We start from the raw sequence: 23,321 nt of genomic DNA on the forward strand, positions 1-23,321 counted from the left end.
TCTGAGCGACGGATCGGCAATTTTGTGTGACACCGGATGCGAGGCGGAACCGAGACCGCGCGCTGGGTTACCTCCCCTGCCACCCACCGACCCGCCCGATGGACGACCGCCACCGCTATTTCAGCCGCTACGCCTGGGGCGTGCTCGCTTATAATATCCTCGTCATCCTGTGGGGCGGGTTCGTCCGCGCCACCGGCTCCGGCGCTGGATGCGGCGACCACTGGCCGCTGTGCAACGGCGACGTCATCCCACGCGAGGCCGCGACGGCGACGATCATCGAGTTCGCCCACCGGATCACGAGCGGGATCGCGCTCCTCAGCGTCGTGGTGCTGATCGTGTGGGCTTACCGGCTGTACCCGCGCGGGCACCGGGTCCGGCTTGTGGCGGCGTTCAGCATGGGGCTGATGGTGCTCGAAGCGCTCATCGGCGCGGGCCTCGTGCTGTTGCAGTACGTCGCGTACAACGTGTCGGTGGCGCGGGGCTACTGGATGGCAGCGCACCTCTTCAACACGTTCCTGCTCCTCGCTGCGATCACGCTGACGGCGTGGACGGCCTCGGGCGGCAGCCTGCCCCGGTTCCGGCGGAGCGGCCCGCTCGGCATTGCGCTCGGCGTGACGCTCGGCAGCGTGCTCGTCCTCGGCGTCAGCGGGGCCGTCACCGCGCTCGGCGACACGCTCACGCTCGGCGGCGGCATCGATCCGGCGTCGGACCCGATCGTGGCGGCACTCGTCGGGTTGCGGATCTATCACCCGCTCCTCGCGCTCCTCGTCGGCGTCGGGGTGGCAGTCGTGGCCGTGATGGGGCGGCGCAGCGCGCACCCGCTTGCCCGCGTATTCGGGTTCGGCGTGCTCGGGCTCTACCTCGTCAACCTCTCGATCGGGCTCGTCAACGTGTGGCTGCGGGCGCCGGTAGAGGTGCAGATCCTCCACCTCCTCGTGACGGACCTGATCTGGATCGGGCTCGTGCTCTTCGCGGCGGCGGCGCTGGGTGAGCCGGAGCGCGAGCCCGAGCGGCGGCTGCATTCGGCGTAGAATCTTACGCCCGGCGTTCTTAGCTTGGCCGATCCGCTCGCGTGTGGCGCGACGGGTGCAACCTCGTCCCGTTCTCTCCGAATAGCGGACACCGTCCCGTTCCCACGCTACCCGAACGTCCCATGCCGAGCTTTCGCCTCCGCCCGCTGTCGCTCCTGCTTCTCGTCCTCGTCCTCGTCCAGCCTGCAGCGGCGCAGACGAAGGCCCAGCGGATGGATACCCTGCTGACGCGGTACCACGAGTTCGGTCAGCTCAACGGGAGCGTGCTCGCGGCGCAGGGCGGCGAGATCGTTTTCGCCAAGGGCTACGGCGACGCGAACATGGAGTGGGATATCCCGAACACGCCGGACACCCGCTTCCGCATCGGCTCGGTGACGAAGCAGTTCACGGCCGCGCTCATCCTCCAACTCGTCGAGGAAGGCCGGATCGACCTCGAAGCGCACATCTCCGACCACATCACGGACTATCCGGCCGAGTCCGGCAACAAGGTCACGATCCACCACCTCCTCACGCACACGTCCGGCATCCCGAGCTACACCAGCCTGCCCGACTTCTTCGCGTCGATCAGTCGCACGCCGTACGAGCCGCTCGACTTCCTCTCGGTGTTCTCCGAACTGGACCTGGAGTTCGAGCCCGGCACGAGTTGGAACTACAGCAACTCGGGCTACTTCCTGCTCGGCGTGATCATCGAGGTCGTGACCGGCCGGTCCTACGACGAGGTATTGCAAGCACGCATCCTCGATCCGTTCGGACTCGCGAACACTGGCTACGACCACTTCGGCGAGATCATCGAGCGCCGCGCAGCCGGGTACGTCCGGGTCGGGAGCGCCTACGAGAACGCGCCCTACCTCGACTCCAGCCTGCCCTACGCGGCGGGGATGATGTACTCGACGGTGGGCGACCTGCTGACGTGGAACCGCGCACTCCACAGCGGCGCCGTCTTCGCGAAGCCCGAGACGCTAACGAAGATGACGACGCCGTACGCCTCGGACTACGGCTACGGCGTGGGCATCCAGGCCGCCACGGTGGGCGACCTCTCCGTCCCCACGATCCGCCACAGCGGCGGGATCAACGGCTTCTCATCCCAGCTCTGGTACATGCCCGACGGGGACTACACGATCGCCGTGCTCGACAACACCAACGGCGACTCCGGCCGCATCGCCGACGTCGTCGCCCGCATCCTCTACGATCAGCCCGCCTCGGGTCCGAAATGGCCAATCTCGACGGTGCTCTCGGCCGTGATCGACGCCGAGGGGATCGACGCGGCCGAGGCGCGCTACCGGGACCTCAAAGCGAACGCGCCCGACGACTACGATTTCCAGGAGGGAGAACTCAACCGGCTCGGCTACGACTACCTCCGCCGCGACGAGGTGGAGACGGCCATCCGCATCTTCCAGCTCAACATCGAGGCCTATCCCGAAGCGTCGAACCCCTACGACAGCCTCGGCGAGGCCTACGCGAAAGCGGGCGAGAACGACCTCGCTATCGAGAACTACCGGAAGGCCCTTGCCCTCAACCCCGGCATGCTCAGCGCCCGCGAAGCGCTCGAGCGGCTCGGCGTCGAGGTCGAGCGCGAGGTCGTCCGCGTGCCCAACGAGGTGCTTGAGCGCTACGTCGGCCGGTACGAGATACAGCCGACGTTCGCCATCGAGGTGACGAAGAACGGCAGCCAACTCTACGCGCAGGCGACGGGGCAGGGCCGGTTCGAGATCTTCCCGTCGGCCGAGGACGAGTTCTACCTCACCGTCGTCGATGCGCAGATCACGTTCAACCGGAACGCCGACGGCGAGGTGGAGAGCCTGACGCTGCACCAGAACGGCCAGCACATGCCCGCCCCGAAGGTCGAGTAGCTACCGGGCGGCACCGGCCCGGCTTCGAGGCTTGCCGCGCCGCGTCAGACAGCCTGCTGGAGTTCCCCTTTGAACCGCTCGGCGAGGGCTTCGGCCTCCTCGCGCGTCCGCGCCTCGGTGTAGATCCGCACGATGGGCTCGGTGTTCGACGTGCGGAGGTGGACCCAGCCCTCGTCGAAGTCGATCTTCACGCCGTCGACGGTCGAGATCCGCTCGTCGGCGTACTTCTCCGCGAGCGCGCCGAGGAGGGCGCCGGCGTCGAGCCCGTCGAGCGGGAGCTTGTTTTTGGAGATGTGGTACGTCGGGTAGCCCGCGCCGATCTCCGAGAGCGACTGCCCCGTCTCGGCCAGGAATTGGAGGACGAGCGCGGACCCGGCGAGCGCGTCGCGGCCGTAGTGGAGCCCCGCGAGGATCACGCCGCCGTTGCCCTCGCCGCCGAGCACGGCGTCGTTCGCCCGCATCGCCTCGACGACGTTCACTTCGCCGACGGCCGAGCGGTGCACGGGCTGGTCGAACCGCGCCATCACGTCCTCGATCAGCCGCGACGACGAGAGGTTCGTGGCGAACGGGCCGGGCTGCTTCCGCATCAGGAAATCGGCGGCGACGACCTGCGTCCGCTCCTCGCCGAAGAACGTCCCGCCGTCGGCGATGAGCGCGAGCCGGTCGGCGTCGGGGTCCACGACGAGCCCGAGGTCGGCGCCGCGCTCGGCGACGAGCCGCGTGGTGTCTTCGAGGTGTTCCGGCAGCGGTTCGGCCGCGTGCGCGAAGCGGCCCGTCGGCTCGCCGTTGACGACGTGGATATTCTCCGGCCTCACGCCGAGCGCTTCGAGGAGGGCCGGCAGCGCGATCCCGCCGACCGAGTTGATCCCGTCGACGACGATGCGGAAGTCGCGCGCCGCGATCGCCTCGGGGTCGATGTACGGGAGGGCGAGGATCTGTTCGATGTGGTACGGCAGGAAGTCCGCCTCGCGGTACGCGCCGATCTGGTCGTAAGCGACGGTGAAGTCGTCGCCGCTCTCGGCACGGTCGATCACAGCCTGGCCGTCGGCGGCGGAGAGGAATTCGCCGCGCTCGTTGAGGAGCTTCAGCGCGTTCCACTCGGCGGGATTGTGGGAGGCGGAGAGGATGATGCCGCCGTCGGCCTCCTCCTTCAGCACGCCCATCTCGACTGTCGGCGTGGTGGAGAGCCCCGCGTCGATGACGTGGCAGCCGACGCTCTGCAGCGTGGCGGCGACGATCCGGCTGCACACCTCGCCCGTCACGCGCCCATCGCGCCCGACGACGACCGTGGGCTGCCGGCGGGTCCGGTCGCGCAGCCAAGCTCCGTAGGCCGAGGCGTAGTTGACGAGCGTGGACGGGCTGAGGCCGTCGCCGAAGACGCCACGAATGCCGGAGATGGAAACGATGAGGGGCATGGGAGAGACCGACTGGAGAGAGGGAGCGGAGGAGCGGCCGGGAAACTACGGGCGATCCCCGCGCGCAACGCCTCTTAACGCCTGTTTAATGCGCCCGATCCTCCTCATTAATTAACGGAACGGCCCCTCGCTCCTGTGGTTGATTACGCTCCGGCCAGGTCGGCGCCCCGTGCGCTGCTGCGGCCCGCCTCCCCGACCCTCGCGAGCGCATGAGCACAGACGCCCACAGCCTGCCCCGCTCGCGCGGGGTCCTCTCCGCCCCCGTCCGTCGGATGCCCCCGCCCCCCTCGACCGGTTCCGTCACGCTCCGCGCCGCGCCCACGCGCGCTGCCGACCTCCGGGAGTTGCTCAAGCCCGGCATCAGCCTCTTCGTCGTCACGACGGCGGCGGCGGGCTACCTCCTCGGCACGACGGCCGGCATCGACCTCGTCCGGCTCGTGGCGCTCCTCGCTGGGACGGCGCTGACGGCGGGCGGCAGCGGCGCGCTCAACCACTGGTGGGAGCGCGAGCACGACGCGAAGATGGAGCGGACGCAGGAGCGACCGCTCCCCACCGGCCGCGTCACCCCCGGCTTCGTGCTCGGCTACGGCCTTGCTACGATCGCGCTCGGCCTCGCCCTGCTCCTCGCCTTCGTCAACCCCCTGACGACGGGGCTCGCTGTGGCTACGGCGTTCAGCTACCTCCTCATCTATACCCCGCTCAAGCGGCGCACGAAGTACAACACCCTCGTCGGTGCGGTGCCCGGCGCGCTCCCCGCCCTCGGCGGCTTCGCGGCGGCGACGGGGTCGCTCGGCGCGACGGGCTGGGCCATCTTCGCGATCCTCTTCCTCTGGCAACTCCCCCACTTCTTCTCCCTCGCGTGGATGTACCGCGAGGACTACGCGCGCGGGGGCTTCGTGATGCTGCCCGTCGTCGAGCCTGACGGGCGCTCGACAGCGCTGCTTGCGCTCGGGGCGACGCTCGCGCTCCTCGTGGCCGGCGTCGTCCCGGCGGCGCTCGGCGCGGCGGGCTGGCTGTACCTCGTCGGGATGGGCGCGCTCGGCACGTGGTTCACGCTCCCCGCCTTCTCGTTCTACAACGAGCCCTCGCCCGAGCGGGCCCGCCGCCTCCTCCTCGCCTCGATCGTCTACGTCCCGACCTTCGTCACCCTCGTCATCGCCGACCACTTCCTGCTCTGACGCTAAAAGTCCCGCTCGTGCAGCAGCGTGTAGGTGAACGTATTCCCGAAGGCCGCCGCGCCTTTCTCGCATACGCTCAGGAAGTAGTTGAACTGGAGCGGGTCGCACAGCACCTGGCACCCGGCCGACCACCGGTCCACGTTCACGCTTTCGTTGAAGCGCGAGGCGCGGTGGATGTTGAGTTTGAACATGCCCGTGTCCTCCCGCCCCGACGCGTAGTCGATCACCCCGTCGCGGTTGTAATCGCGGATGACGGTGAGGGGGCTGTTCTGTTCGAGCGCTTTGTACCCCTTGTGCGTGCCGATACGGTACGCGCTCCGATACTGCCCCTCCTTCAGCACCGCGGTCCCGAACGTGTTCATCGGGTTGCCGAGCCAGTAGACGCCGGGGTCCGTCGTCGCCGGGAAGGCCATGTAGATCCAGCGACCGTGCGAGCGGTAGAACACCGTCACCCAGTCGTCGAAGCGGTGCGGGACCATCGACCGGGTGCGGATGCCGACGAGGTTGAGGTCGAAGCCACCGGGGTGCGCGTAGATTCGGTGGTTCTTCTCGCTCATCACGCGGAGCACGTCGTCGAGTTCGGGGCGGAAGTCAGCCATGGGGTCGCGGGGAATTCGTGGAACGGGAGTACCGGAGACGAAGCGCCTCACCTTGCTAAGAATAATGAAGTCTCGCCCACCGACAAGTCCTTTGGTTACAGAATCATCTCCTCCCGCCCTCGCCGTCCGCGACCTCGCCCACACCTACGGCGAGCACCGCGCCCTGGCCGGCCTCACGTTTGAGGTTGGATCCGGCGAGCTGTTCGGCCTCCTCGGCCCCAACGGCGGCGGGAAGACGACGCTGTTCCGCATCGTGACGACGCTCATGCCGCCCTCGGCCGGGTCCGCCGCCGTGCTCGGCCACGACACCGCCGCCGAGCCTGAAGCCGTCCGCCGCAGCCTCGGCGTCGTCTTCCAGCAGCCCGCGCTCGACGCCGAGCTGACGGTCCGTGAGAACCTCCGCTTCCACGGTGTCCTCGTCGGCCTCGGCGGAAGCGTGCTCGACGCCCGCATCGGCGCGCTCCTCGACGTCTTCGGCCTCACCGACCGCGCGGGCGACCGCGTGAAGACCCTCTCCGGCGGTCTAACGCGCCGCGCCGATCTCGCCCGCGGCCTCCTTCACCGCCCCGCCCTCCTCCTCCTCGACGAGCCGACGACGGGCCTCGACCCGACGGCCCGCCGCGACCTCTGGGCCGCGCTCGCCCGCCTCCGCCGCGACGAAGGCACGACGATCGTCGTCGCCACGCACCTCATGGAAGAGGCCGCCCGCTGCGACCGCGTCGCGATTCTCGACCGGGGCCGCCTCGTCGCCCTCGGCGAGCCGGACACGCTGACGGCCGAACTCGGCGACGAGACGCTCTGGCTGGAATCGAAAGACGCCGACGCCCTCGCCAATGCCCTCGGCGATCGGTTCGGGCTCGTCTCGCGGATCGTCGGCGCTGCGGTGATGGTCGAGGCCGACGACGCGCCCGCCGTGCTCGCCCGCGTCTACGCCGCGTTCCCGACACAGATCGACTCCGCCACCGTCCGCCGTCCCACGCTCGACGATGTGTTCGCCGCGCGGACCGGGCGAGGGTTTGAGGCCGAGGCTTCAGCGTCCGGCGCGGAGCAGGCCCCCGACTTCGAACCCCAACCCTCGACCACATGATCGCCGTCATCCACGCGCTCTGGCACCGCGAGATCACCAAGTTCCTCCGCGACCGCAGCCGCCTCATCGGCGCGCTCGTGCAGCCGCTCGGGTTCTGGGTCCTCCTCGGGCTCGGGTTCTACGGGTCATTTCAGATGCCCGGCGCGGGCGAGGTGGGCTACCTCGAATACCTCTACCCCGGCATCATCGCGCTCATCCTCCTCTTCACCGCGATTTTCTCGACGATCTCCGTCGTGCAGGAGCGGCAGGAGGGGTTCCTGCAAGCCGCGCTCGTCGCCCCTGTCCCGCGCACGACGATCGTGCTCGGACTCGTCTCTGGCGGGACGACGCTCGCCGTCGCCGAGGCCGTGCTGTTCCTCCTCCTCGCGCCGCTCGTCGGGCTGACGCCGGGGCTCGCGGGGCTGCTCGTCATCGTCGCCGCCGTCGTGCTGATGGCGCTCGCGTTCACCGCGCTCGGCTTCACGATCGCGTGGCGGCTGGACACGACGCGGGGCTTCCACGCCGTGATGAACCTGTTCCTCCTCCCGATGTGGTTCCTCTCGGGCGCGTTCTTCCCGGTCGAGGGCGTGCCCGCCGTGCTGCGCTGGGTGATGTACGCGAACCCTGCGTTCTACGGCGTCGCCGCGATCCGACAGGGGTTGTATCTCCCCGCTGAGGCACCTGGCGTCGGCCTCCCGCTTACGGTGACGCTCGGCGTGAGCTTCGCCTTCGCGGTCCTGGTCCTCGCCCTCGCCGTGTGGACGGTGCGACGCCCCTTATTTCAGGGATCGGCGCGTTGACGATCCTCGGTCGATGCGTTAGCTTCGCGCCCTTTCGCCCGATGCCTCTGCCGATGCGCCCTGCTCCGCTCCTGCTGCTCGCCCTCGTAGTCGCCCTCGTTGCGGGCGGCTGCGACAGCGCTTCCGAGACCTCCGTCCTCCGCGCCCCCGGTGGCCTCACCCCGACTGCCGGCGCCATCGAGATCCGCGACGAGAACAATACGTTCCTCGGCGTGCTCGGTCCGGGGCCGGGCCGCAGCGGGCTGATCGGCACGAGGCGCCCCCCGTTGGGCGATACCGGCGGCGGTGAAGGCGGAGCCCTCCCGCTCGACTTCTCGGTCGGCCCCGCCTATCCGAACCCCTTCTGGCGCACCGTCATTTTCTCGGTCGATCTGCCGCGAGCGGATCACGTGTCGGTGTTCGTCGTCGCCGCTAATCCACCGGGAGCGACGGAACCGCTGGCCACTTCCGAGCAGGGGGCGTGGGTGTATCGCCCCGGCGGCCTCCCCATCGTCGTCCTCTCGGACGGACCCCGCACGGCAGGTCGGCATGAGGTTTTGTGGACTCCGGCCGAGACGACCGGTCGCGCGATTCCTTTCGGCTACTATCGCATCTACGTCCAAACGCCCTACGCTATCGCCTGGCAGGATGTGCTCTACACCCCCGACTCCCCTTACGACAACTGACTCCCGATGACGCGCTCGCTCCCTCTCCTCGTCCTCCTGCTCCTCCTCGCCCCGCTCGCCCTCGCGCAGACCGAACCCGCGCCGGGCACCGGCCTCAGCGCCTCGGTGCAAGCCGGGCAGTTCGACCTCCTCATTCCGATGTGGACGGGGCCGAGCACGGCGATCATCCCGAGCATCGGGCTCGCCTTCGGGCAGGATGTCGGGCTCGACCTCCGCGCTGGGCTCGCGGCCCGGTTCTACCGCCGCGTGGCCGAGGTCTCGCCGTACGTCGCGCTCCGGGGCGGCGTCCTCTTCTTCTCCCCCTCCCAGCCCGAGGACGGCCCCGACCTCGACTCGACGGTCGACTTTCTCGTCGGCGGCGCGTTCGGGGCCGAGGCGTTCCTGGCGCCGAAATTCAGCCTCGGCGTTGAGGGCCAACTCAACCTCACGCTGTCGGGCGAGGAGTCGGCGCGGTTCGGGAATCCGGGCAATATCAACGTCAACACGGGCGCGGCCGTGCTGGCGACGGTCTACTTCTGAACCCGCGGCGGGTCTGGGGTGTAAAGGGAAGGCTCCTCTCCCTTTCCCCTCTGCCATGCCCGCCGACCCCAACCGGACGCTCCGTCGGCTCGTCGCCGTCCTCGTCGTCATCTTCGTCGTCGCCGCGCTGAAGGCCACGAAGCCGGTGACGATGCCGCTCGCCTTCGCACTCTTCACCGTCATCCTGTTCTGGCCGCTCTACAAGCGGCTCGACAAGCACGTCCCGACGGGCGTCGCCCTCGTCGCCACGCTCCTCGCCGTCTTCGCCGTGCTCGGCGCGTTCGTCGGCGCAATCTGGTTCACGGTCGACGAAGTGCTCGAAGGGATTGGGCGCTACGAGCAGGAATTCGCCTCGCTCCGGGCCTCGGTCGCGTCGTTCTTCGGCGCGATCGACGGTGGCTCGGGCGAGAGCGCGAGCCTGTCTTCGGACCGGATCGTCGGCTTCGCCGAGCGCCTCGCGTCGAACGTGTGGAGCGTGCTCGGCTACCTCGTCCTCGTCATCGCCCTCTTCACCCTCGCCATCGTCGAGGTCGACCGCTGGAAGCAGAAGCTCCGCCGTCGCTTCGACGACCCGTTCTCTGCGGACGCCATCGGGACGGCCGCGAAGATCGCCGCGCAGGTCCAGCGCTTCCTCCTCGTCCAATCGTTCACGGCCCTCTTGACGGGCGTATTGACCGGCCTGCTGTGCTGGGCGATGGGCATCGACTTCGCCCTCCTGTGGGGGCTCCTCGCGTTTGTGCTCAACTTTATCCCCACGCTCGGCTCGCTCGTGGCCGTCGTCCCGCCGGTGCTCTTCGCCCTCCTGCAATACGGGATCGGGTGGCAGGCGCCCGCGCTCCTCGCCGGGCTCGGACTCATCGAGATCGTCCTCGGCGCGTACGTGGACCCGAAGCTGCAGGGCCGCTACCTCGAACTCTCCGCGCTCGTCGTGCTCGTCGCCATCACGTTCTGGGGCTGGCTGTGGGGCATCCCCGGCGCGTTCATCGCCGTGCCCATTACGGCGGCGGCCGTCCTCGTGTTCAAACACATCCCGCAGACCGAGTGGGTGGCGCGCCTGCTGACGCGGGCCGAGGAGGACGAACACTCGCTTACGACGTGAGGACGCCCTTTTGATCGAATCACTGGCGGAGGCGGGGCCGCTCGGGCTCTTCCTCGTCTCCTTCCTCGCGGCGACGCTCGTGCCTTTCTCGTCGGAGGTCGCGCTCGTGGCGGGGCTCGCGGCGGGCGTGCCGCCGGCCGAAGCCGTGACGGCGTGCTCCCTCGGCAACTGCCTCGCCTGCACGGTGAACTACGGGCTGGGCTGGTTCTTCCGCGAGAAGACCGAAGCGCGCATGACGGCGTCGCGCGGCGGGCGGAAGGCGCTGGGATGGATGGACCGCTACGGCTGGGCGAGCCTGCTCCTCTCGTGGGCCCCCGTCGTCGGCGACCCGCTGACGGTCGTGGCGGGGATCGCGCGGGTGTCGTTCGGGCTCTTCGCCCTCGTCGTGTTCTCGCTCCGCGTCGGCCGCTACCTCCTCATTGCGGGTCTGTTCTGATGCGGCTCCGCCGGGGGAAATTCACGCCCGTTTGCCTATCCTCGCAGAACCGCGCACGGCCTCGGCGGATAGTACGTGGCTGACCAACCGCTCCCGTTTTGGAACTCTCCCCCTCCGCCCGCCGCGCCGACCTCAAGGCGATGGACCGCGCCGAGCTCGAAGCGTTCGCCGCCTCGCTCGGGCAGCCGGCGTTCCGCGGGCGGCAGCTCTTCAAGTGGCTCTACGGCAAAGGCGCCGCCGACTTCACGTCGATGACGGACCTCCCGCAGGCGTTCCGCGACCGGCTCGAAGCCGTCGCCGCGATCTCCGGGCTCGACGAGGTGCAGCGGCAGACGGCGACGGATCAGACCGTGAAGTCCCTCTTTCGTCTCCCCTCCGGCCGCGAAGTCGAGAGCGTGCTGATCCCCGACTTCGACGCCGAGGGAAAGCCGAAGCGGCTGACGGTCTGCGTCTCCAGCCAGGTCGGCTGCGCGATGGGGTGCCACTTCTGCGCGACGGGGCTGATGGGCTTCCACCAGAACCTCACGGCGGGCGAGATCTTCGACCAGGTCCGCCGGATGAACGAGGTCGCCGAGGAGCGCTTCGGGCGCGGCATCACGAACGTGGTCTACATGGGGATGGGCGAGCCGCTGCAGAACTACGCCGCCGTGCTCAAGAGCGCCGCCCTCCTCTCCGACCCCGACGGGCTCGGCCTGAGCCCGAAGCGCGTCACCGTCTCCACCGTCGGCCTCGCCCGCCGCATCCGCGCCCTCGCCGACGACGGCGCACCGTTCAACCTCGCGATCTCGCTCCACGCCCCGACGGACGCGCAGCGGAGCGCGATCATGCCCGTCAACCGCTCGGAGAAGACCGACCTCGGAGCGCTCAAAGACGCCGTCCAGCATTACCACACCCGGACCGCCAAGCGCGTCACCTACGAGTACTGTATGTTCTCGGGCGTCAACGACAGCGAGGCCGACGCGCGCCACCTCGCCGCGGTTGCGCGGTGGGCGCCGAGCAAGGTCAACCTCATCATGTACAACCCCGTCGCCGGCACCGACTTCGCCCCGACCGACGAGGCACAGCTCAACCGGTTCATCGGCGTGCTCGTGGATGAAGGTGTGCGCGTAACCGTTCGCCGCAGCCGGGGACAGGACATCGACGCGGCCTGCGGACAGCTTGCTAGCAAAGGGTGAGGATCGGAGGGAACGAGATGCTCCGCCTTCACCTTTCTCCCTTTATCCCACGCCCTTTCGATGGAACCGCGCGGGCGGGTTCACCGGTATACGACCCCCACCTCCCCTCACCCACTTCGCTTCGCATCTCATGGCCTCCTCCCGACCCGGCATCGGTAACGCTACGTTCGAAACCGTCGTCGCTTTCCTCGCCGCGCTGCTCGTCTTTCCCCTCTTGATCAAGATCGTGATCGGCACGGTGAAGACCGTCTTCCGGCTCGGCGTCGTCCGCCGCCTCCTCGTCGAATCGGCCCTCATCGGGCTCACGACGCTGCTTACGAAGGAGGGCGTGCTCGACAAGCTCTTCGGCGAGAAAGGCCGCCGCGGGGACGGCGTGCTCAAGCCCGACGTGGACCGCTAGGGTTCCGTCCGGGCGCGGGGTGTCGTAGGTTCGGGGGGTCCCCCACTCACCTACCTCGCCCCCTGTGGAATCGCCCATCCGACCCGACGAAAAACGGCGCCGCCTCGGCGTGCTCACGCACGGCTCGCTCAACGGCGGCGTCGAGATGAAACACGATCCCGGCCGGTCGGTGGAAACCGTCCGCGCCGGGAAGTTTTGTGTCGTCGAGGGCGAGACGTACGACTTCTTCTCGATGATCACGGACGTGCGCATCGAGGCGGCGAACGAGGGCATCCTTCTCCACCCGCCCGGCCCCGAGGACGAACTGCTCCGGCGCGTGATGCAGGGCTCCGGTACGTACGCCACCGTTAGCCTCAAGCCGATGCTGATGATGGAGCAAGGGCTGGGCGACGACACCCCGCTCCCGGTCAAGACCGTCCCCGCCCACTTCTCGATCGTCGGCGAGGCGAACGAGGACGATGTCGCCCGCGTCTTCGGCAGCGAAGCCCTCGACGGCGGCGACCGCTACTTCCAGGTCGGCACGCCGCTCGACATGGACACGCCGGTCTGCCTCGACCTCGCGCGCCTCGTCGAGCGCTCGAACGCCGTCTTCGGTAAGACGGGTACGGGCAAGAGCTTCCTCACGCGGCTCCTCCTCTGCGGGACGATCAAGACCGGCCGCGCCGTCAACCTCGTCTTCGACATGCACAACGAGTACGGGTTCACGGCACGGACCGAGACGGGCGGCGAAGGCTCGGGCCGCGTCCCCGGCCTCAAGCAGCTCTTTCCCGGCCGCGTCCACGTCTTCTCGCTCGACCCCGCTTCGACACGGCGGCGCGGCCAGAGCCCCGACGTCGAGGTCCACCTCTACGCGAATCAGGTCGAGCCCGAGGACATCCTCCCGCTCCGCGACACGCTCAACCTCAACCCGACCGCCGCCGAGAGCACGTACGGCTTGAAAAAAGTCTACGGCGACGGCTGGCTCGCCGCCCTCCTCCGCGCCGACGGCGCCGAGATCGAAGAGATGGCCGAGCGGACGGGCGCGCACCCCGGCTCGCTCTCCGCGCTCAAGCGGAAGCTCGACCGGCTCGACGGCCTCCCGTTCTTCCACCTCGACCGGACGGAGCGCCACCGCGACGTGCTCGACGAACTCCTCGAAAGCATCGAAGCGGGGAAGTCGGTCGTGCTGGAGTTCGGGCAACACAACTCCCTCCTCGTCTACCTCCTCGTCGCGAACGTCATCACACGACGGCTCCGCGCCCGCTACGAACAGAAGTACGAGCGGTTCGAGGCCACGCAGGACCCCGCCGACGAACCGCGCCAACTCATGATCACGATCGAGGAGGCGCACAAATTCCTCGGTCCTCAGACGGCGAAGGAGACGCCGTTCGGGAAGATCGCGCGCGAGATGCGGAAGTTCTCCGTCAGCCTCCTCATCGTGGACCAGCGCCCGAGCGGGATCGACGAGGAGGTGCTGAGCCAGATCGGGACGAAGATCGTCGCCCAGCTCAACGACGAGAAGGACATCAACGCCGCGCTCGTCGGCACGAGCGGGGCGAGCGCGCTGCGGCAGGTCCTCGCCTCGCTCGACTCGAAGCAGCAGGCCCTCCTCCTCGGCCACGCTGTCCCGATGCCGGTCGTGATCCAGAGCCGGCTCTACGATGAGGCGTTCTTCGCCGCCCTCGCCGACGGCCGCCCGACCGGCACGGCGTCGGAGATGCAAGCCCAGCTCGGCGACCTCTTTTGACGACGCCATGCGGCAGGGCCCTTGCGTCAGGCCTTCGCTTCTACTATCCTTAACAATCACGTCCACCCTTCGAGATTGCCATGACCGCTCGCCGTGCTCCTCTGCTGTTGCTCCTCGGGTTGTTCGCCTTCGCCGGCTGCCGCGACGCGCTCGTCGACGAGCAATTCCAACCGGACGTCCCGCCTCTGGCCCCGGCCCCGGTGGAGAACTCGATCTACGTCAAAGGGCCGGGTGCGCTCGCTATCGGCGCGACGGGAGATTACCGCGCGGAGCCCGTGCCGGGCGTCGTCCGATACGACTGGTCCCAGGATTCCATCGACCGGGGTCAAGTGAGCGGCGAGCCCAGCGACCCGACCCTCCGCCTCTTCGCGTTGACCGGCGTCCGCTCGGGAACCGTGCGCATCACCGTGCAGGCCCTCGACGCGAACAACGCCGTGCTGGGCATCGGATCACGAACCATCTCTGTCGGACAGTAGCCCTGCGTATTAGCATCTGGGCCCTCGCTTCACACGAAGCGGGGGCCCTTTTTCTTGATCCATCGCCCCGCCCGGTTGCCGGTCGGATCTTCCATAAGGGAACGCATCGCTGATCGCGAGGCTGGAACCCTGGCAGCCGGGCTCCGGTACACCGGCGCGGTTTTATCCTCCCCGATCCGATTTACTATGCCCACGTACGTCTATCGCCGCCCCGACGGCACCACGTTCGAAGTGACCCAACGCATCTCCGACGACGCGCTCACCGTCGACCCCGAGACGGGAGAGCCCATCGAGCGCGTGATCGGCGGCGGGGCCGGGCTGATCTTCAAAGGCACCGGCTTCTACCTGACCGACTACGCGCGCAAGGGGCAGAGCGGGGCTTCCAGCGAAGGCTCCTCCGAAGGCTCCTCCGAAGGCTCGTCGGCCAAGTCCGAGTCGAAGGCCGAGTCTGCCTCTGAAACGGCCGCCGCGCCGAAGTCCGATGCGAAAAGCAGCGCAACGTCCGAGAGTTCACCGAAGTCGAAAAGCGACTGAGCGCCGGCTGCAGCGAGCTTTAGCGTGGGCGTGCCGAGCGGTGCGCCCACGCTTTTTTACGTCAGAGTGCTTCCCCTCTCCGCCAGCGGTCGATGGCCCGCGTCCACGCCTGCTCGTAGAGCGGCTGGCGCACGAGGACGTAGTGACCGAACCCGTCGCCCGCCTCGTCGACCCGCTCGAAAATGAACGACGTCGCGGGGTTTTCCGGGTCGTAGCCGTAGTGCCACACCTCGCCCTCGAACGTCACCTCGACGTAGTCGGGCGCGCCGTAGATGACGTAGAGCATCCCACGGTCAGTCTTCCAGCCCAGCTTGTACGAGGTAAACAGGAGGTTCGCTTCCTCAACGCGCTCGTAATACTGCCGGAGCAGGTTCGATGCGACGCGGCGGTCGGAGACGAGCCCGCCCCAGAACGCATCGAAGCGGCGGCGACGCTCGCTCGGCGTGGTGCCGGAGGCGATGAGTTCCATCTCGCGTGGGTATGCGATGTAGTCGAGGGCGTCCACCAGTTCCGCGAGCGTGGCGAGTTGGGGGAAGGCCGCCCCCTTCACGGATAGCGCGCGGCGTTGGCGAGCGAGCGTCGTCCCGTCGGGCGCGAGAAGTTGGAAGTCGAGCCGGTAGAGGCCCATCGGGAGGGCCGGGAGATCGAACGTCACCGACTCCATCCCAGCGAGCCGCACGCGCTCGGTCGCGACGGTGTCGGCCGCCTCGTCATCGACGCCGCGATACGTGAGTGAGCCGCGCGGAGGCGCGAGCCAGAATGGGGGCAGCGCGACGGTGGTGTCGGCCCGGAGCCGGAGGATGCGCAGCGCCAGCGCGGACCCGGCCGGCGCGTCGTAGACCTCGACCTGCGTCTGTAGCGAATCGCGCCGCGCGGGCGTATGCAGCGCGACGACCGGAGCCGCGGGCTCGCCCCACACCGCATCGGCGAGCACGAGCGGGCGGCTCAGCCGGGGCACGCCGTCGCGTGCAAAGACCTCGACGCGCTGACGACGCACGGCCTCCTCGCCACTCTCCCCGTCTTCGAGCACACCTTCGACGACATACGTGCCGGGCGCGAGCGGGATGCGCTCCGCCTGCCAGACCCGGTCGAACGACCGCGCCGCCTCGGCCGTGGGGGCAGAGAGGGTGTCGCGGAACGACGAGAACCACTCCGTCTCGCGCCCCTGCTCGTCGCGGATGCGCAGGGCGAGGTCGTAGCGCGCGACGAATGTCGAGTCCGTCGTCGTGAAGACGAGCGAGGCGCGGGGAATGCTGGTGTACACGTCGACCCCCGGTTGCCCGTCGCGCACGGTCGGGATTGCCTCCAGGTCGAAGCTCGGAACGCCGGGCTCGTACGAGACGGAACGACCAGCGTTCGGGCCGTCGAGCGCGGAGGGGCCGGAGCAGGCCGACCAGAGCGCGAGGCATAGCAGCCCGAGCACCGGGCCGCCGATGCGCCTCGCCTTCGCCCCCCTCGCTCCGTCTCGCATCGAATTCGTCGACCTTAGCCTTGCTGGCGGGCGGCGTTCACAATCGCCGCAAAGCTCGTCGCGTCGAGGCTCGCCCCGCCGATCAGACCGCCGTCGATGTCGGGCTGCGCGAAGAGCTCGGCCGCGTTGTCCGGCTTGACGCTGCCGCCGTAGAGGAGCTCGACCGCGCGGCCGGTCTCGCCGAGCGCGTCGGCGAGGCGCTCGCGGACGAAGCGGTGCATCGCCTGCGCCTGCTCGGGCGAGGCCGTCTTCCCCGTCCCGATCGCCCACACCGGCTCGTACGCCACGACGAGGTCCGACGCCTCGTCGATCCGCACGCCGTCGAGCGCAGCGCGAAGCTGTTCGCCGACGACCCGCTCCTCGTCCCCCGCCTCGCGCTGCTCCAGCGTTTCGCCGACGCAGAGGATCGGGACGAGGCCGTGCTGGAGCGCGGCGTTCAGCTTGCGGTTCACGCCTTTGTCGGTCTCGCCGAAGAGCTGCCGCCGCTCGGAGTGGCCGAGGATGACGTAGTCGCAGCCGACCGACGCCAGCATCGGCGCGGAGATTTCGCCCGTGAACGCGCCGCTCTCGGCCTCGTGCATGTTCTGTGCCCCGAGCCGGACGGGCGTATCGCGGGTGATCTCGGCAGCTGCTTCGAGCGAGACGAAGGGCGGGCAAATCGCCACGGTGACGGCGTCTCCGCCTCCGTCGACGGCGCGCGCCACGTCCGAGGCGAGCCGGACGGCTTCGGCGAGGTCGGTGTTCATCTTCCAATTTCCGGCGATCAGCATCGTTCGAGGGGTTGAAATGTGAGGATGGAATGCGTAGCGTCGAGCGCCGATCATTCCACTTCGAGCTTTTCTTTAAGTAAGGTGCGGACGAGCTTGGGGTCGGGGGAGCCGGGGAAGGACTTCATCACCTGACCGATGAAGAAGCCGATCAGCGCCTGCTTGCCGGCGCGGTAGGCGGCGACATTGTCCGGGTGCTCGGCGAGCACGGCGTCGACGGCGGGTTCGAGCGCGCTCGCGTCGGAGACTTGCATGAGATTCCGCGCCTCGGCAATCGCGTCCGGCGCGTCCGGGCTTTCCAGCATCGCGTCGAACACGTCGGTGGCCGAGGTCGAGCTCAGCCGGTCGTCGAGGCGGAGGCGGACGAGCGCGGCCAGCCGTTCGGGCTCGACGGGGAACGCGGCGATCTCGGTTCCGCGCTCGTTCACGACGCGGAGCACGTCGCCCATGACGAAGTTGGAGACGGCCTTGGCCTCGTCGTGCGAGGGCGCGTCGGCAAGCGCGGCGAGTGCGGCGTCGAAATAGTCGGCGGTGGCGCGGTCTTCGGTGAGCAGTGCGGCGTCGTACTCCGGCAGGCCGAGCGTTTCGGCGAAGCGGCGGCGGCGGGCGGCGGGCAGCTCCGGCATCGCGCCCCGCACGGCCTCCAGCATTTCCTCCGACACGACGACGGGGGCGAGGTCGGGGTCGGGGAAGTAGCGGTAGTCGTGGGCCTCTTCCTTCGAGCGCATCGACCGCGTGACGAGGGCATCGGCATCCCACAGCCGCGTTTCCTGCACGACCTCTCCCCCGCTCTCGATCAGCCGCCTCTGCCGCTCGGCTTCGAAGGCGATCGCCCGCTCGACGTTGCGGATCGAGTTGAGGTTTTTGATCTCGGCCTTCGTCCCCAGCGCCGCCTGCCCGCGCGGGCGGACCGAGACGTTCGCATCACAGCGGAGCGAGCCCTCTTCCATATTCCCGTCGCAGATCCCGAGGTAGCGGACGGTCTGCCGAATCGCGCGGACGTACGCCCCCGCGTCGGCCGCGCTGCGGAGGTCCGGCTCCGATACAATCTCAATCAGCGGCACGCCGCAGCGGTTGTGATCCACAAGCGAAGCGTATGGATCGCGGTCGTGGACGAGCTTGCCGGCGTCCTCTTCCATGTGGATCCGCGTGAGCCCGATCCGCTTGTGGCCGCCGTCCTCCGTCTCGATCTCGACGTAACCACCCTCGCAGATCGGTGTTTCGAACTGCGAGATCTGATACCCCTTCGGCAGGTCGGGATAGAAATAGTGCTTGCGCGCGAACACCGACCGCTCGGCGATCGTGCCGTGCGTCGCGAGCCCCATCCGCAGCGTCGCCGCCACGACGCCGCTGTTGAGCACGGGCAGCGTGCCCGGATGGCCGAGCGAGACGGGGTCGACGTGGTCGTTCGCCTCGGCGCCGAACGCGGCGGATTCCGGGCTGAACGCCTTCGTGGCAGTCAGGAGTTGGGCGTGGACTTCGAGCCCGATCACGATCTCGTACTCGGTAGCGGAGGCAACCACGGGGCAGAACGTCGGCGAGGTGGGACGGGAGAAAACGGGCAACCGTGCGGTCGGCGACAAGATAACGGCGGGCACCGCCGGGTGTCAGCCGCCCATCAGTTCGTCGCGCTTCGCTCGCACCTCTTCGGCGTGCTCGCCCGTCTTCGGCCGCTTGAAGACGTGGCGGACGATGCCGTCGCCGTCGATCAGAAACGTCGTGCGCTTTGTCCCGATGGTCTTTTTGCCGTAGAAGTTTTTCTCGCCCCAGACGCCGTAGCGCTCCATGAGCTCGTGCTCCGGATCGGCGAGGAGCGGGAACGGGAGGTCGTACTTCTCGGCGAACCGCTCGTGCGAGGCCTCGTCGTCGCCGGAGACGCCGAGGACGGCGATGCCGTCGCGTTCGAGCGAGGCCATGTTATCGCGGAGGTTGCAGGCCTGCTTCGTACAGCCGGGCGTGTCGTCCTTGGGATAGAAATAGAGGAGGACCCACCGGCCGCGGTAGTCGGCGAGGCGAACGGTGTCGCCCGAGCCGGTGGTGGCGGTAAAATCGGGGGCCGGATCGCCGGCGGCGGGCATCGTTGTGGTGCTCATGGGTCGTCGTTCGTGTCGTTGAGGGACCAGTCGTAGCTGAGGAACTCGATGTCGTAGGCGCCGCGCGCGAGGCGGTCGCGCACGTCGCCGTCGAAGTAGGGGGCGATGAACGCTTGCAGCGCCGCGTCGTCATCGCCGAAGTCGCCACCGAACCAGTCGAAGATCTTGGAGAGGCGGATCGTCTCCGCATCCGCCGGCACACGGTTCTTCGCAGGGTTCGATAGGAAGATGCGGCCCTGTTCCTCGAGCTGCGTGTCGAGGCGGTCGCCGACGTAGGCTTCGGCGCGGAGAGGCGGGCAGCTGATCGCTGCGCAGACGAGCGCGAAGTGGATCCGCGGCTCGTCGAACTCCTCGCGGATCGTGCCGTGCTCGACGCCGTCCAGCGTCATCACATCCCCGCCGACCGTGACGAACTCGACCTTGAACGGCGTGTTGACGAGCGGGATGAACGCCCCGCTGACGACGTCGTGGATGCTGTCGATTGGGTAGTTATCGACGACGAGCTTGAGGGTGTACGCGTTGTACACGTTGAGCCAGAACGCGAGCCGGTCGTCGTCGGAGAGCGCCGACGGATCGGTGGCGGCGAGGCGACCGAGGTAGCCGTCGAGCGGCGCGGGGTCGGCCGCGAGCGCGGCGTAATCGACGAACCCGCGCTCGTCCACAACATCGGCGAGGAGGGCGCTGAACGCGCTGTGGTCGAAGGACGTCGGTGCAGAAACGGGCCGATCCGGCTCGATGGACTGCACCGATGCGTTCGAAAGGCAAGCTGCGAGGAGCAGAGCGGGTGCGAGAAGGAGCAGGCGAAACACAGGCATGAGGGTTTCAGATGGAGAGTGGGCATCCAACGTCCTGCTCCCCCGCGCAGGTCCGGTCAAGGGCATCACATTCCGCTCACTCCTCGCCCGACGCGCGGCCATTCCGTGACCACCCGGCAAGCGCGTCGAGTTGGTCGTAAGCCGTCATGTCGTGGTGAAGCGGCGTCACCGACACGTAGCCTGCTTTGATCGCAGCGAGGTCCGTGTCGTGGCCTTCGTCGAGGTCGATGAACTCGCCGCCGAGCCAGTAGTAGGGCCGGTCGAACGGATCGCGGCGTTCGTGGAACTCCTCCTCCCACCGCGCCCGCGCCTGCCTGGTGATCTCGATGCCGCGAATCGCGTCGTAGTCGCCGGGCGGGACGTTCACGTTGAGGAGCGTGCCGGGCGCGAGGCCCTCGGCGAGTACGCGCTCGGCGAGGTGGCGGGCAAAACGGCCGGCGGCCTCGAAGTCGGCCTCGGGGTCCCACGAGCAGAGCGAGACGGCGACGGCGGGGATGCCGAGGATCGTCGCCTCGGTGGCGGCGCTGACGGTGCCGGAGTAGATCACGTTGACGGCCGTGTTCGGCCCGTGGTTGATCCCGCTCACGACGAGGTCGGGGCGGCGCGGCAGCAATTTCTGGCAGGCGAGCTTGACGCAGTCGGCGGGCGTACCGGTGACGGCGCGGGCCCACGCCTCGCCCGACGGGACCTCGAACGGCCACCCGTGCGCGCGGACGGGGTCGCGGACAGTGATGGCGTGGCCGACGGCGCTCTGCTCCCGCGCGGGCGCGACGACGGCGAGGTCGCCGAGCCCGTCGAGCGCGGCGGCGAGCGCGGCGAGCCCGTTCGCGTCGATCCCGTCGTCGTTCGTGAGCAGGATGAGCGGGCGGTCGGGCGAGGTGTGGAGCGGCGGGGTCGAGCGGGGCATGGGCGGGTGGTGCGTGGATCGTGGTGCGTGAGTTTGGGAGGTACCGCGCGCTCGCCCTAGAGTTCACGCATCACGCAATCCGCATCCCGGTCAGTAGCTCTCGTCGGTCGTCGGGAAGGCGCGGCTCCGCACGTCTTCGATGTACGCCTCGACGGCCCCGTGGGCGACGTCGGCGAGGTCGGCGTAGCGGCGGACGAAGCGGGGGTGGAAGTCCTTCGTCAGCCCGAGCATGTCGTGCGTGACGAGGACCTGCCCGCTGCACCCCGCCCCCGCGCCGATCCCGATCGTGGGGACCGAAATCGACTCGGTGACGTCGGCGGCGAGCGCGGCGGGAATCTTTTCGAGCACGATCGCGAAGCAGCCGGCCTCTTCGAGCAGCTTCGCATCCTGCCGGACCTGCTCGGCCTCGTCCTCTTCGCGGGCGCGGACGCGGTACGTCCCGAACTTGTAGATGCTCTGCGGGGTGAGCCCGAGGTGGCCCATCACCGGGATCCCCGCCGAGAGGATGCGCTCGACGGCTTCGAGCGCGACGGCGCCGCCCTCGAGCTTGACGGCGTGCGCCCCCGTCTCCTTCATCACGCGGATCGCCGAGACAAGCGCCTCTTTCGAGTTGCCCTGGTACGTCCCAAACGGGAGGTCCACGACGACGAGCGCCCGCGCCACGCCGCGCACGACGCACTGCGCGTGGTAGATCATGTGCTCTAGCGTGATCGGCAGCGTCGTCTCGTTCCCCGCCATCACGTTCGAGGCGGAGTCGCCGACGAGGAGCACGTCGATCCCGGCGCCGTCGAGGATGCGGGCGCTCGTGAAGTCGTACGCCGTGAGCATAGCGATGGGCGTACCGGCGCGGCGCATCTCCTGCAGCGTCTGCGTGGTGACGCGCTTCGTGCGGTCTTCGAGCGTGGTGACGGAGGCGAGTTGGGTGCTCATCGGCGGCGCGGAAGGTGACAGAAAGTCGGAAGGTTAACGACGGCATCCTCTGCTATCAACCGGCCCGGGCACGGAGAACACTCGAAGGCCCCCGCCGAACCGACGGAGGCCTTCGAAATCGTGCGGAGCAGGTCCGGCCTAGTTGGCGCCGGTGGGCGCGGCGCCCTCGCTCTGCGTCATGCTGATGCCGAGCTTGCTCATCACCTCGGCCGTCACGTCGACCGTGTTGGCCCCGGCGAAGAGGATCACGGGCTCGGTCGAGACGCGGCTGGAGAGGACGAGCTGGAGCCCGCGCGCCGTGGCGACCTCGTCGATCGCGACCTGCAGCTTCTCGAGGAGCGGCTGGAGCAGTTCGTTCTGCTGCCGGTCGAGGCCCTGGAGGCGGCGCTGCTGGTCCTGCTGGAGGTCGGTCTGCATCTGGACGATCTCCTGCTCGCGCGTCTGCCGGGCCTCGGGCGAGAGCACGCCGCTCTGGTCCTGGTACTCGGCGAACTTCTGCTGGATCGCCTGCTCCTGCGCGGCGAGTTCCTGCTGGTCCTTCTGTGCCTGCGCCTGCAGCGTCTGCTGGAGCGTGCGGTACTCCGGCATCTGCACGATGATCAGCTCGTAATCGGTGTAGCCGATCGTCGGGGTGGACTGGGCCTGGGCGGCGGGAGCCGCGAAGGCGGAAGCGAAGAGCACGGCGAGCGCCGCGGTGAAAACGAGTCGGTTAAACACGGTCATGGAATCGTTGTGATGGTGGTGGTCGAATTCAGGGTAGAGACGCCCCGCCGGGGCGTCTGTGCGAGGTATTGCCAATGGGGCGTCAGCTGCCGCCGCGGCCCGCTTCGATCCCGAGCTCTTCGAGCACGAGGTCGGAGATGTTGAGGTCGGGCTTGGCGAAGAGGAAGAGGAAGTCACCGCTCTTGTCGAAGACGTAGTCGTAGTCTTCCGCCTCGGCCACCTCTTCGATGGCGGCGAGGACGCGCTCCTGCACGGGCCGCATCTGGCGCTGCTGCTCGCGGAAGAGCTCGCCCTCGGGTCCGAAGCGCTGCGTCCGCTTGGAGTCGAGCTCTTGCTCCTTCGCCGTGATCTCGGCGCGCTTGCGATCGCGCTCCGCTTCGGTGAAGAGCAATTCCCGCGCCTCGAAGTCACGCACGAGCGCGTCTACTTGCTGCTGGATCTGGTTGAGCTCGGCCTGCCACTGCTGTGCGAGGCGGTCCAGATTGGCCTGCACGGTGCGGTATTCCGTGATCTGGTCGAGCACGGCCTCCGAGTCGATGTAGGCGATGCGCTGCTGCGCCGCCGCCGGGGCGACGGCGAGGAGCGTCAGCAACGAGAGCAGAAGGGGGCGCATGGCGTCTTGTTTGGTGGACAAGCGAGAAGGTAG

Annotated in this window: 25 protein-coding genes; 14 read left to right on the top strand and 11 right to left on the bottom strand. The window is 68.6% G+C overall.

Translation table 11 applies throughout. From position 1 onward, the window contains the following. The first annotated feature begins 98 nt into the window (after positions 1 to 98). Together ABJF88_03055 and ABJF88_03060 are read left to right on the top strand one after the other, a co-directional pair. Positions 99 to 1,031 carry a COX15/CtaA family protein gene (locus ABJF88_03055; protein MEP0545882.1) on the top strand — a complete coding sequence of 311 codons (933 nt, stop codon included), beginning with the start codon at positions 99 to 101 and terminating at the stop codon, positions 1,029 to 1,031. A gap of 122 nt (positions 1,032 to 1,153) precedes the next feature. After that, positions 1,154 to 2,881, top strand: a complete 1,728-nt coding sequence (locus ABJF88_03060; GenBank protein MEP0545883.1) for a serine hydrolase — start codon at positions 1,154 to 1,156, stop codon at positions 2,879 to 2,881. 44 nt (positions 2,882 to 2,925) lie between these two features. On the opposite strand, the gene glmM is transcribed toward ABJF88_03060, so the two are convergent. After that, positions 2,926 to 4,296: a phosphoglucosamine mutase gene (gene glmM / locus ABJF88_03065; protein ID MEP0545884.1), complete on the bottom strand. Its 1,371-nt coding sequence runs from the start codon at positions 4,294 to 4,296 to the stop codon at positions 2,926 to 2,928. A 209-nt stretch (positions 4,297 to 4,505) separates the two neighbouring features. Between glmM and cyoE the strand changes: the two genes are divergently transcribed. Then, positions 4,506 to 5,474, top strand: coding sequence for a heme o synthase (gene cyoE, locus ABJF88_03070; protein MEP0545885.1), 969 nt, complete (start codon positions 4,506 to 4,508; stop codon positions 5,472 to 5,474). A gap of 2 nt (positions 5,475 to 5,476) precedes the next feature. Here cyoE and ABJF88_03075 read toward each other — a convergent pair whose 3' ends face one another. Then, the gene (locus ABJF88_03075) at positions 5,477 to 6,073 is read right to left on the bottom strand and encodes a hypothetical protein (GenBank protein ID MEP0545886.1); all 597 of its coding nucleotides are present in this window, start codon (positions 6,071 to 6,073) and stop codon (positions 5,477 to 5,479) included. Between the two features lie 91 nt (positions 6,074 to 6,164). Between ABJF88_03075 and ABJF88_03080 the strand changes: the two genes are divergently transcribed. The 11 genes from ABJF88_03080 to ABJF88_03130 all read left to right on the top strand — a co-directional run bounded on the left by ABJF88_03080 (position 6,165) and on the right by ABJF88_03130 (position 14,969). Further along, entirely contained in the window at positions 6,165 to 7,160 is a 996-nt protein-coding gene (locus ABJF88_03080) for an ABC transporter ATP-binding protein (GenBank protein ID MEP0545887.1), read from the top strand. Then, positions 7,157 to 7,939 (top strand): ABC transporter permease, encoded by a 783-nt coding sequence (locus ABJF88_03085; protein ID MEP0545888.1) that lies wholly within the window; start codon positions 7,157 to 7,159, stop codon positions 7,937 to 7,939. The genes ABJF88_03080 and ABJF88_03085 overlap by 4 nt, the downstream gene beginning before the upstream one ends. 53 nt (positions 7,940 to 7,992) lie before the next feature. After that, positions 7,993 to 8,604 carry a hypothetical protein gene (locus ABJF88_03090; GenBank protein MEP0545889.1) on the top strand — a complete coding sequence of 204 codons (612 nt, stop codon included), beginning with the start codon at positions 7,993 to 7,995 and terminating at the stop codon, positions 8,602 to 8,604. Positions 8,605 to 8,610: 6 nt separating this feature from the next. Beyond that, on the top strand, positions 8,611 to 9,123 hold the full coding sequence (locus ABJF88_03095; GenBank protein ID MEP0545890.1) for a hypothetical protein: 513 nt from the start codon (positions 8,611 to 8,613) through the stop codon (positions 9,121 to 9,123). Positions 9,124 to 9,178: 55 nt separating this feature from the next. After that, complete coding sequence (locus ABJF88_03100; GenBank protein ID MEP0545891.1) at positions 9,179 to 10,222, top strand: AI-2E family transporter; 1,044 nt, start codon at positions 9,179 to 9,181, stop codon at positions 10,220 to 10,222. A gap of 10 nt (positions 10,223 to 10,232) precedes the next feature. After that, positions 10,233 to 10,658 (top strand): YqaA family protein, encoded by a 426-nt coding sequence (locus ABJF88_03105; GenBank protein MEP0545892.1) that lies wholly within the window; start codon positions 10,233 to 10,235, stop codon positions 10,656 to 10,658. 98 nt (positions 10,659 to 10,756) lie between these two features. Next, positions 10,757 to 11,833, top strand: a complete 1,077-nt coding sequence (rlmN, locus tag ABJF88_03110; protein ID MEP0545893.1) for a 23S rRNA (adenine(2503)-C(2))-methyltransferase RlmN — start codon at positions 10,757 to 10,759, stop codon at positions 11,831 to 11,833. A 130-nt stretch (positions 11,834 to 11,963) separates the two neighbouring features. Next, entirely contained in the window at positions 11,964 to 12,233 is a 270-nt protein-coding gene (locus tag ABJF88_03115) for a hypothetical protein (GenBank protein MEP0545894.1), read from the top strand. 64 nt (positions 12,234 to 12,297) lie between these two features. Beyond that, a complete protein-coding gene (locus ABJF88_03120; protein ID MEP0545895.1) occupies positions 12,298 to 13,959 on the top strand; it encodes an ATP-binding protein in 1,662 nt (553 codons plus the stop codon). An 80-nt stretch (positions 13,960 to 14,039) separates the two neighbouring features. Beyond that, complete coding sequence (locus tag ABJF88_03125; GenBank protein MEP0545896.1) at positions 14,040 to 14,435, top strand: hypothetical protein; 396 nt, start codon at positions 14,040 to 14,042, stop codon at positions 14,433 to 14,435. Between the two features lie 186 nt (positions 14,436 to 14,621). After that, positions 14,622 to 14,969 (top strand): zinc ribbon domain-containing protein, encoded by a 348-nt coding sequence (locus ABJF88_03130; GenBank protein MEP0545897.1) that lies wholly within the window; start codon positions 14,622 to 14,624, stop codon positions 14,967 to 14,969. A 61-nt stretch (positions 14,970 to 15,030) separates the two neighbouring features. Here ABJF88_03130 and ABJF88_03135 read toward each other — a convergent pair whose 3' ends face one another. The 9 genes from ABJF88_03135 to ABJF88_03175 all read right to left on the bottom strand — a co-directional run bounded on the left by ABJF88_03135 (position 15,031) and on the right by ABJF88_03175 (position 23,288). Next, a complete protein-coding gene (locus tag ABJF88_03135) occupies positions 15,031 to 16,392 on the bottom strand; it encodes a GWxTD domain-containing protein (protein MEP0545898.1) in 1,362 nt (453 codons plus the stop codon). Positions 16,393 to 16,454: 62 nt separating this feature from the next. Further along, a complete protein-coding gene (gene tpiA, locus ABJF88_03140) occupies positions 16,455 to 17,210 on the bottom strand; it encodes a triose-phosphate isomerase (GenBank protein ID MEP0545899.1) in 756 nt (251 codons plus the stop codon). Between the two features lie 50 nt (positions 17,211 to 17,260). Next, positions 17,261 to 18,730: an Asp-tRNA(Asn)/Glu-tRNA(Gln) amidotransferase subunit GatB gene (gene gatB, locus ABJF88_03145; GenBank protein MEP0545900.1), complete on the bottom strand. Its 1,470-nt coding sequence runs from the start codon at positions 18,728 to 18,730 to the stop codon at positions 17,261 to 17,263. Between the two features lie 84 nt (positions 18,731 to 18,814). Continuing rightward, complete coding sequence (gene bcp / locus ABJF88_03150) at positions 18,815 to 19,300, bottom strand: thioredoxin-dependent thiol peroxidase (protein MEP0545901.1); 486 nt, start codon at positions 19,298 to 19,300, stop codon at positions 18,815 to 18,817. Next, complete coding sequence (locus ABJF88_03155) at positions 19,297 to 20,115, bottom strand: DUF547 domain-containing protein (protein MEP0545902.1); 819 nt, start codon at positions 20,113 to 20,115, stop codon at positions 19,297 to 19,299. Before ABJF88_03155 ends, bcp begins: the two co-directional genes overlap by 4 nt. Positions 20,116 to 20,191: 76 nt before the next feature. Beyond that, the gene (gene surE / locus ABJF88_03160; GenBank protein ID MEP0545903.1) at positions 20,192 to 21,022 is read right to left on the bottom strand and encodes a 5'/3'-nucleotidase SurE; all 831 of its coding nucleotides are present in this window, start codon (positions 21,020 to 21,022) and stop codon (positions 20,192 to 20,194) included. Between the two features lie 90 nt (positions 21,023 to 21,112). Next, positions 21,113 to 21,952 carry a 3-methyl-2-oxobutanoate hydroxymethyltransferase gene (panB, locus tag ABJF88_03165; protein ID MEP0545904.1) on the bottom strand — a complete coding sequence of 280 codons (840 nt, stop codon included), beginning with the start codon at positions 21,950 to 21,952 and terminating at the stop codon, positions 21,113 to 21,115. Between the two features lie 138 nt (positions 21,953 to 22,090). After that, a complete protein-coding gene (locus ABJF88_03170) occupies positions 22,091 to 22,675 on the bottom strand; it encodes an OmpH family outer membrane protein (protein ID MEP0545905.1) in 585 nt (194 codons plus the stop codon). An 82-nt stretch (positions 22,676 to 22,757) separates the two neighbouring features. Further along, positions 22,758 to 23,288 carry an OmpH family outer membrane protein gene (locus ABJF88_03175; protein MEP0545906.1) on the bottom strand — a complete coding sequence of 177 codons (531 nt, stop codon included), beginning with the start codon at positions 23,286 to 23,288 and terminating at the stop codon, positions 22,758 to 22,760. Positions 23,289 to 23,321: the final 33 nt, after the last annotated feature.

The sequence above is a fragment of the Rhodothermales bacterium genome (assembly GCA_039944855.1).
Taxonomy (GTDB): Bacteria; Bacteroidota; Rhodothermia; order Rhodothermales; family JANQRZ01; genus JBBSMX01.

Coding starts and splice junctions, on each gene's coding strand:
- ABJF88_03055 (MEP0545882.1), top strand. CDS start 99: ATGGACGACCGCCACCGCTATTTCAGCCGCTACGCCTGGGGCGTGCTC.
- ABJF88_03060 (MEP0545883.1), top strand. CDS start 1,154: ATGCCGAGCTTTCGCCTCCGCCCGCTGTCGCTCCTGCTTCTCGTCCTC.
- glmM (MEP0545884.1), bottom strand. CDS start 4,296: ATGCCCCTCATCGTTTCCATCTCCGGCATTCGTGGCGTCTTCGGCGAC.
- cyoE (MEP0545885.1), top strand. CDS start 4,506: ATGAGCACAGACGCCCACAGCCTGCCCCGCTCGCGCGGGGTCCTCTCC.
- ABJF88_03075 (MEP0545886.1), bottom strand. CDS start 6,073: ATGGCTGACTTCCGCCCCGAACTCGACGACGTGCTCCGCGTGATGAGC.
- ABJF88_03085 (MEP0545888.1), top strand. CDS start 7,157: ATGATCGCCGTCATCCACGCGCTCTGGCACCGCGAGATCACCAAGTTC.
- ABJF88_03090 (MEP0545889.1), top strand. CDS start 7,993: ATGCGCCCTGCTCCGCTCCTGCTGCTCGCCCTCGTAGTCGCCCTCGTT.
- ABJF88_03095 (MEP0545890.1), top strand. CDS start 8,611: ATGACGCGCTCGCTCCCTCTCCTCGTCCTCCTGCTCCTCCTCGCCCCG.
- ABJF88_03100 (MEP0545891.1), top strand. CDS start 9,179: ATGCCCGCCGACCCCAACCGGACGCTCCGTCGGCTCGTCGCCGTCCTC.
- ABJF88_03115 (MEP0545894.1), top strand. CDS start 11,964: ATGGCCTCCTCCCGACCCGGCATCGGTAACGCTACGTTCGAAACCGTC.
- ABJF88_03125 (MEP0545896.1), top strand. CDS start 14,040: ATGACCGCTCGCCGTGCTCCTCTGCTGTTGCTCCTCGGGTTGTTCGCC.
- ABJF88_03130 (MEP0545897.1), top strand. CDS start 14,622: ATGCCCACGTACGTCTATCGCCGCCCCGACGGCACCACGTTCGAAGTG.
- tpiA (MEP0545899.1), bottom strand. CDS start 17,210: ATGCTGATCGCCGGAAATTGGAAGATGAACACCGACCTCGCCGAAGCC.
- bcp (MEP0545901.1), bottom strand. CDS start 19,300: ATGAGCACCACAACGATGCCCGCCGCCGGCGATCCGGCCCCCGATTTT.
- ABJF88_03155 (MEP0545902.1), bottom strand. CDS start 20,115: ATGCCTGTGTTTCGCCTGCTCCTTCTCGCACCCGCTCTGCTCCTCGCA.
- surE (MEP0545903.1), bottom strand. CDS start 21,022: ATGCCCCGCTCGACCCCGCCGCTCCACACCTCGCCCGACCGCCCGCTC.
- panB (MEP0545904.1), bottom strand. CDS start 21,952: ATGAGCACCCAACTCGCCTCCGTCACCACGCTCGAAGACCGCACGAAG.
- ABJF88_03170 (MEP0545905.1), bottom strand. CDS start 22,675: ATGACCGTGTTTAACCGACTCGTTTTCACCGCGGCGCTCGCCGTGCTC.
- ABJF88_03175 (MEP0545906.1), bottom strand. CDS start 23,288: ATGCGCCCCCTTCTGCTCTCGTTGCTGACGCTCCTCGCCGTCGCCCCG.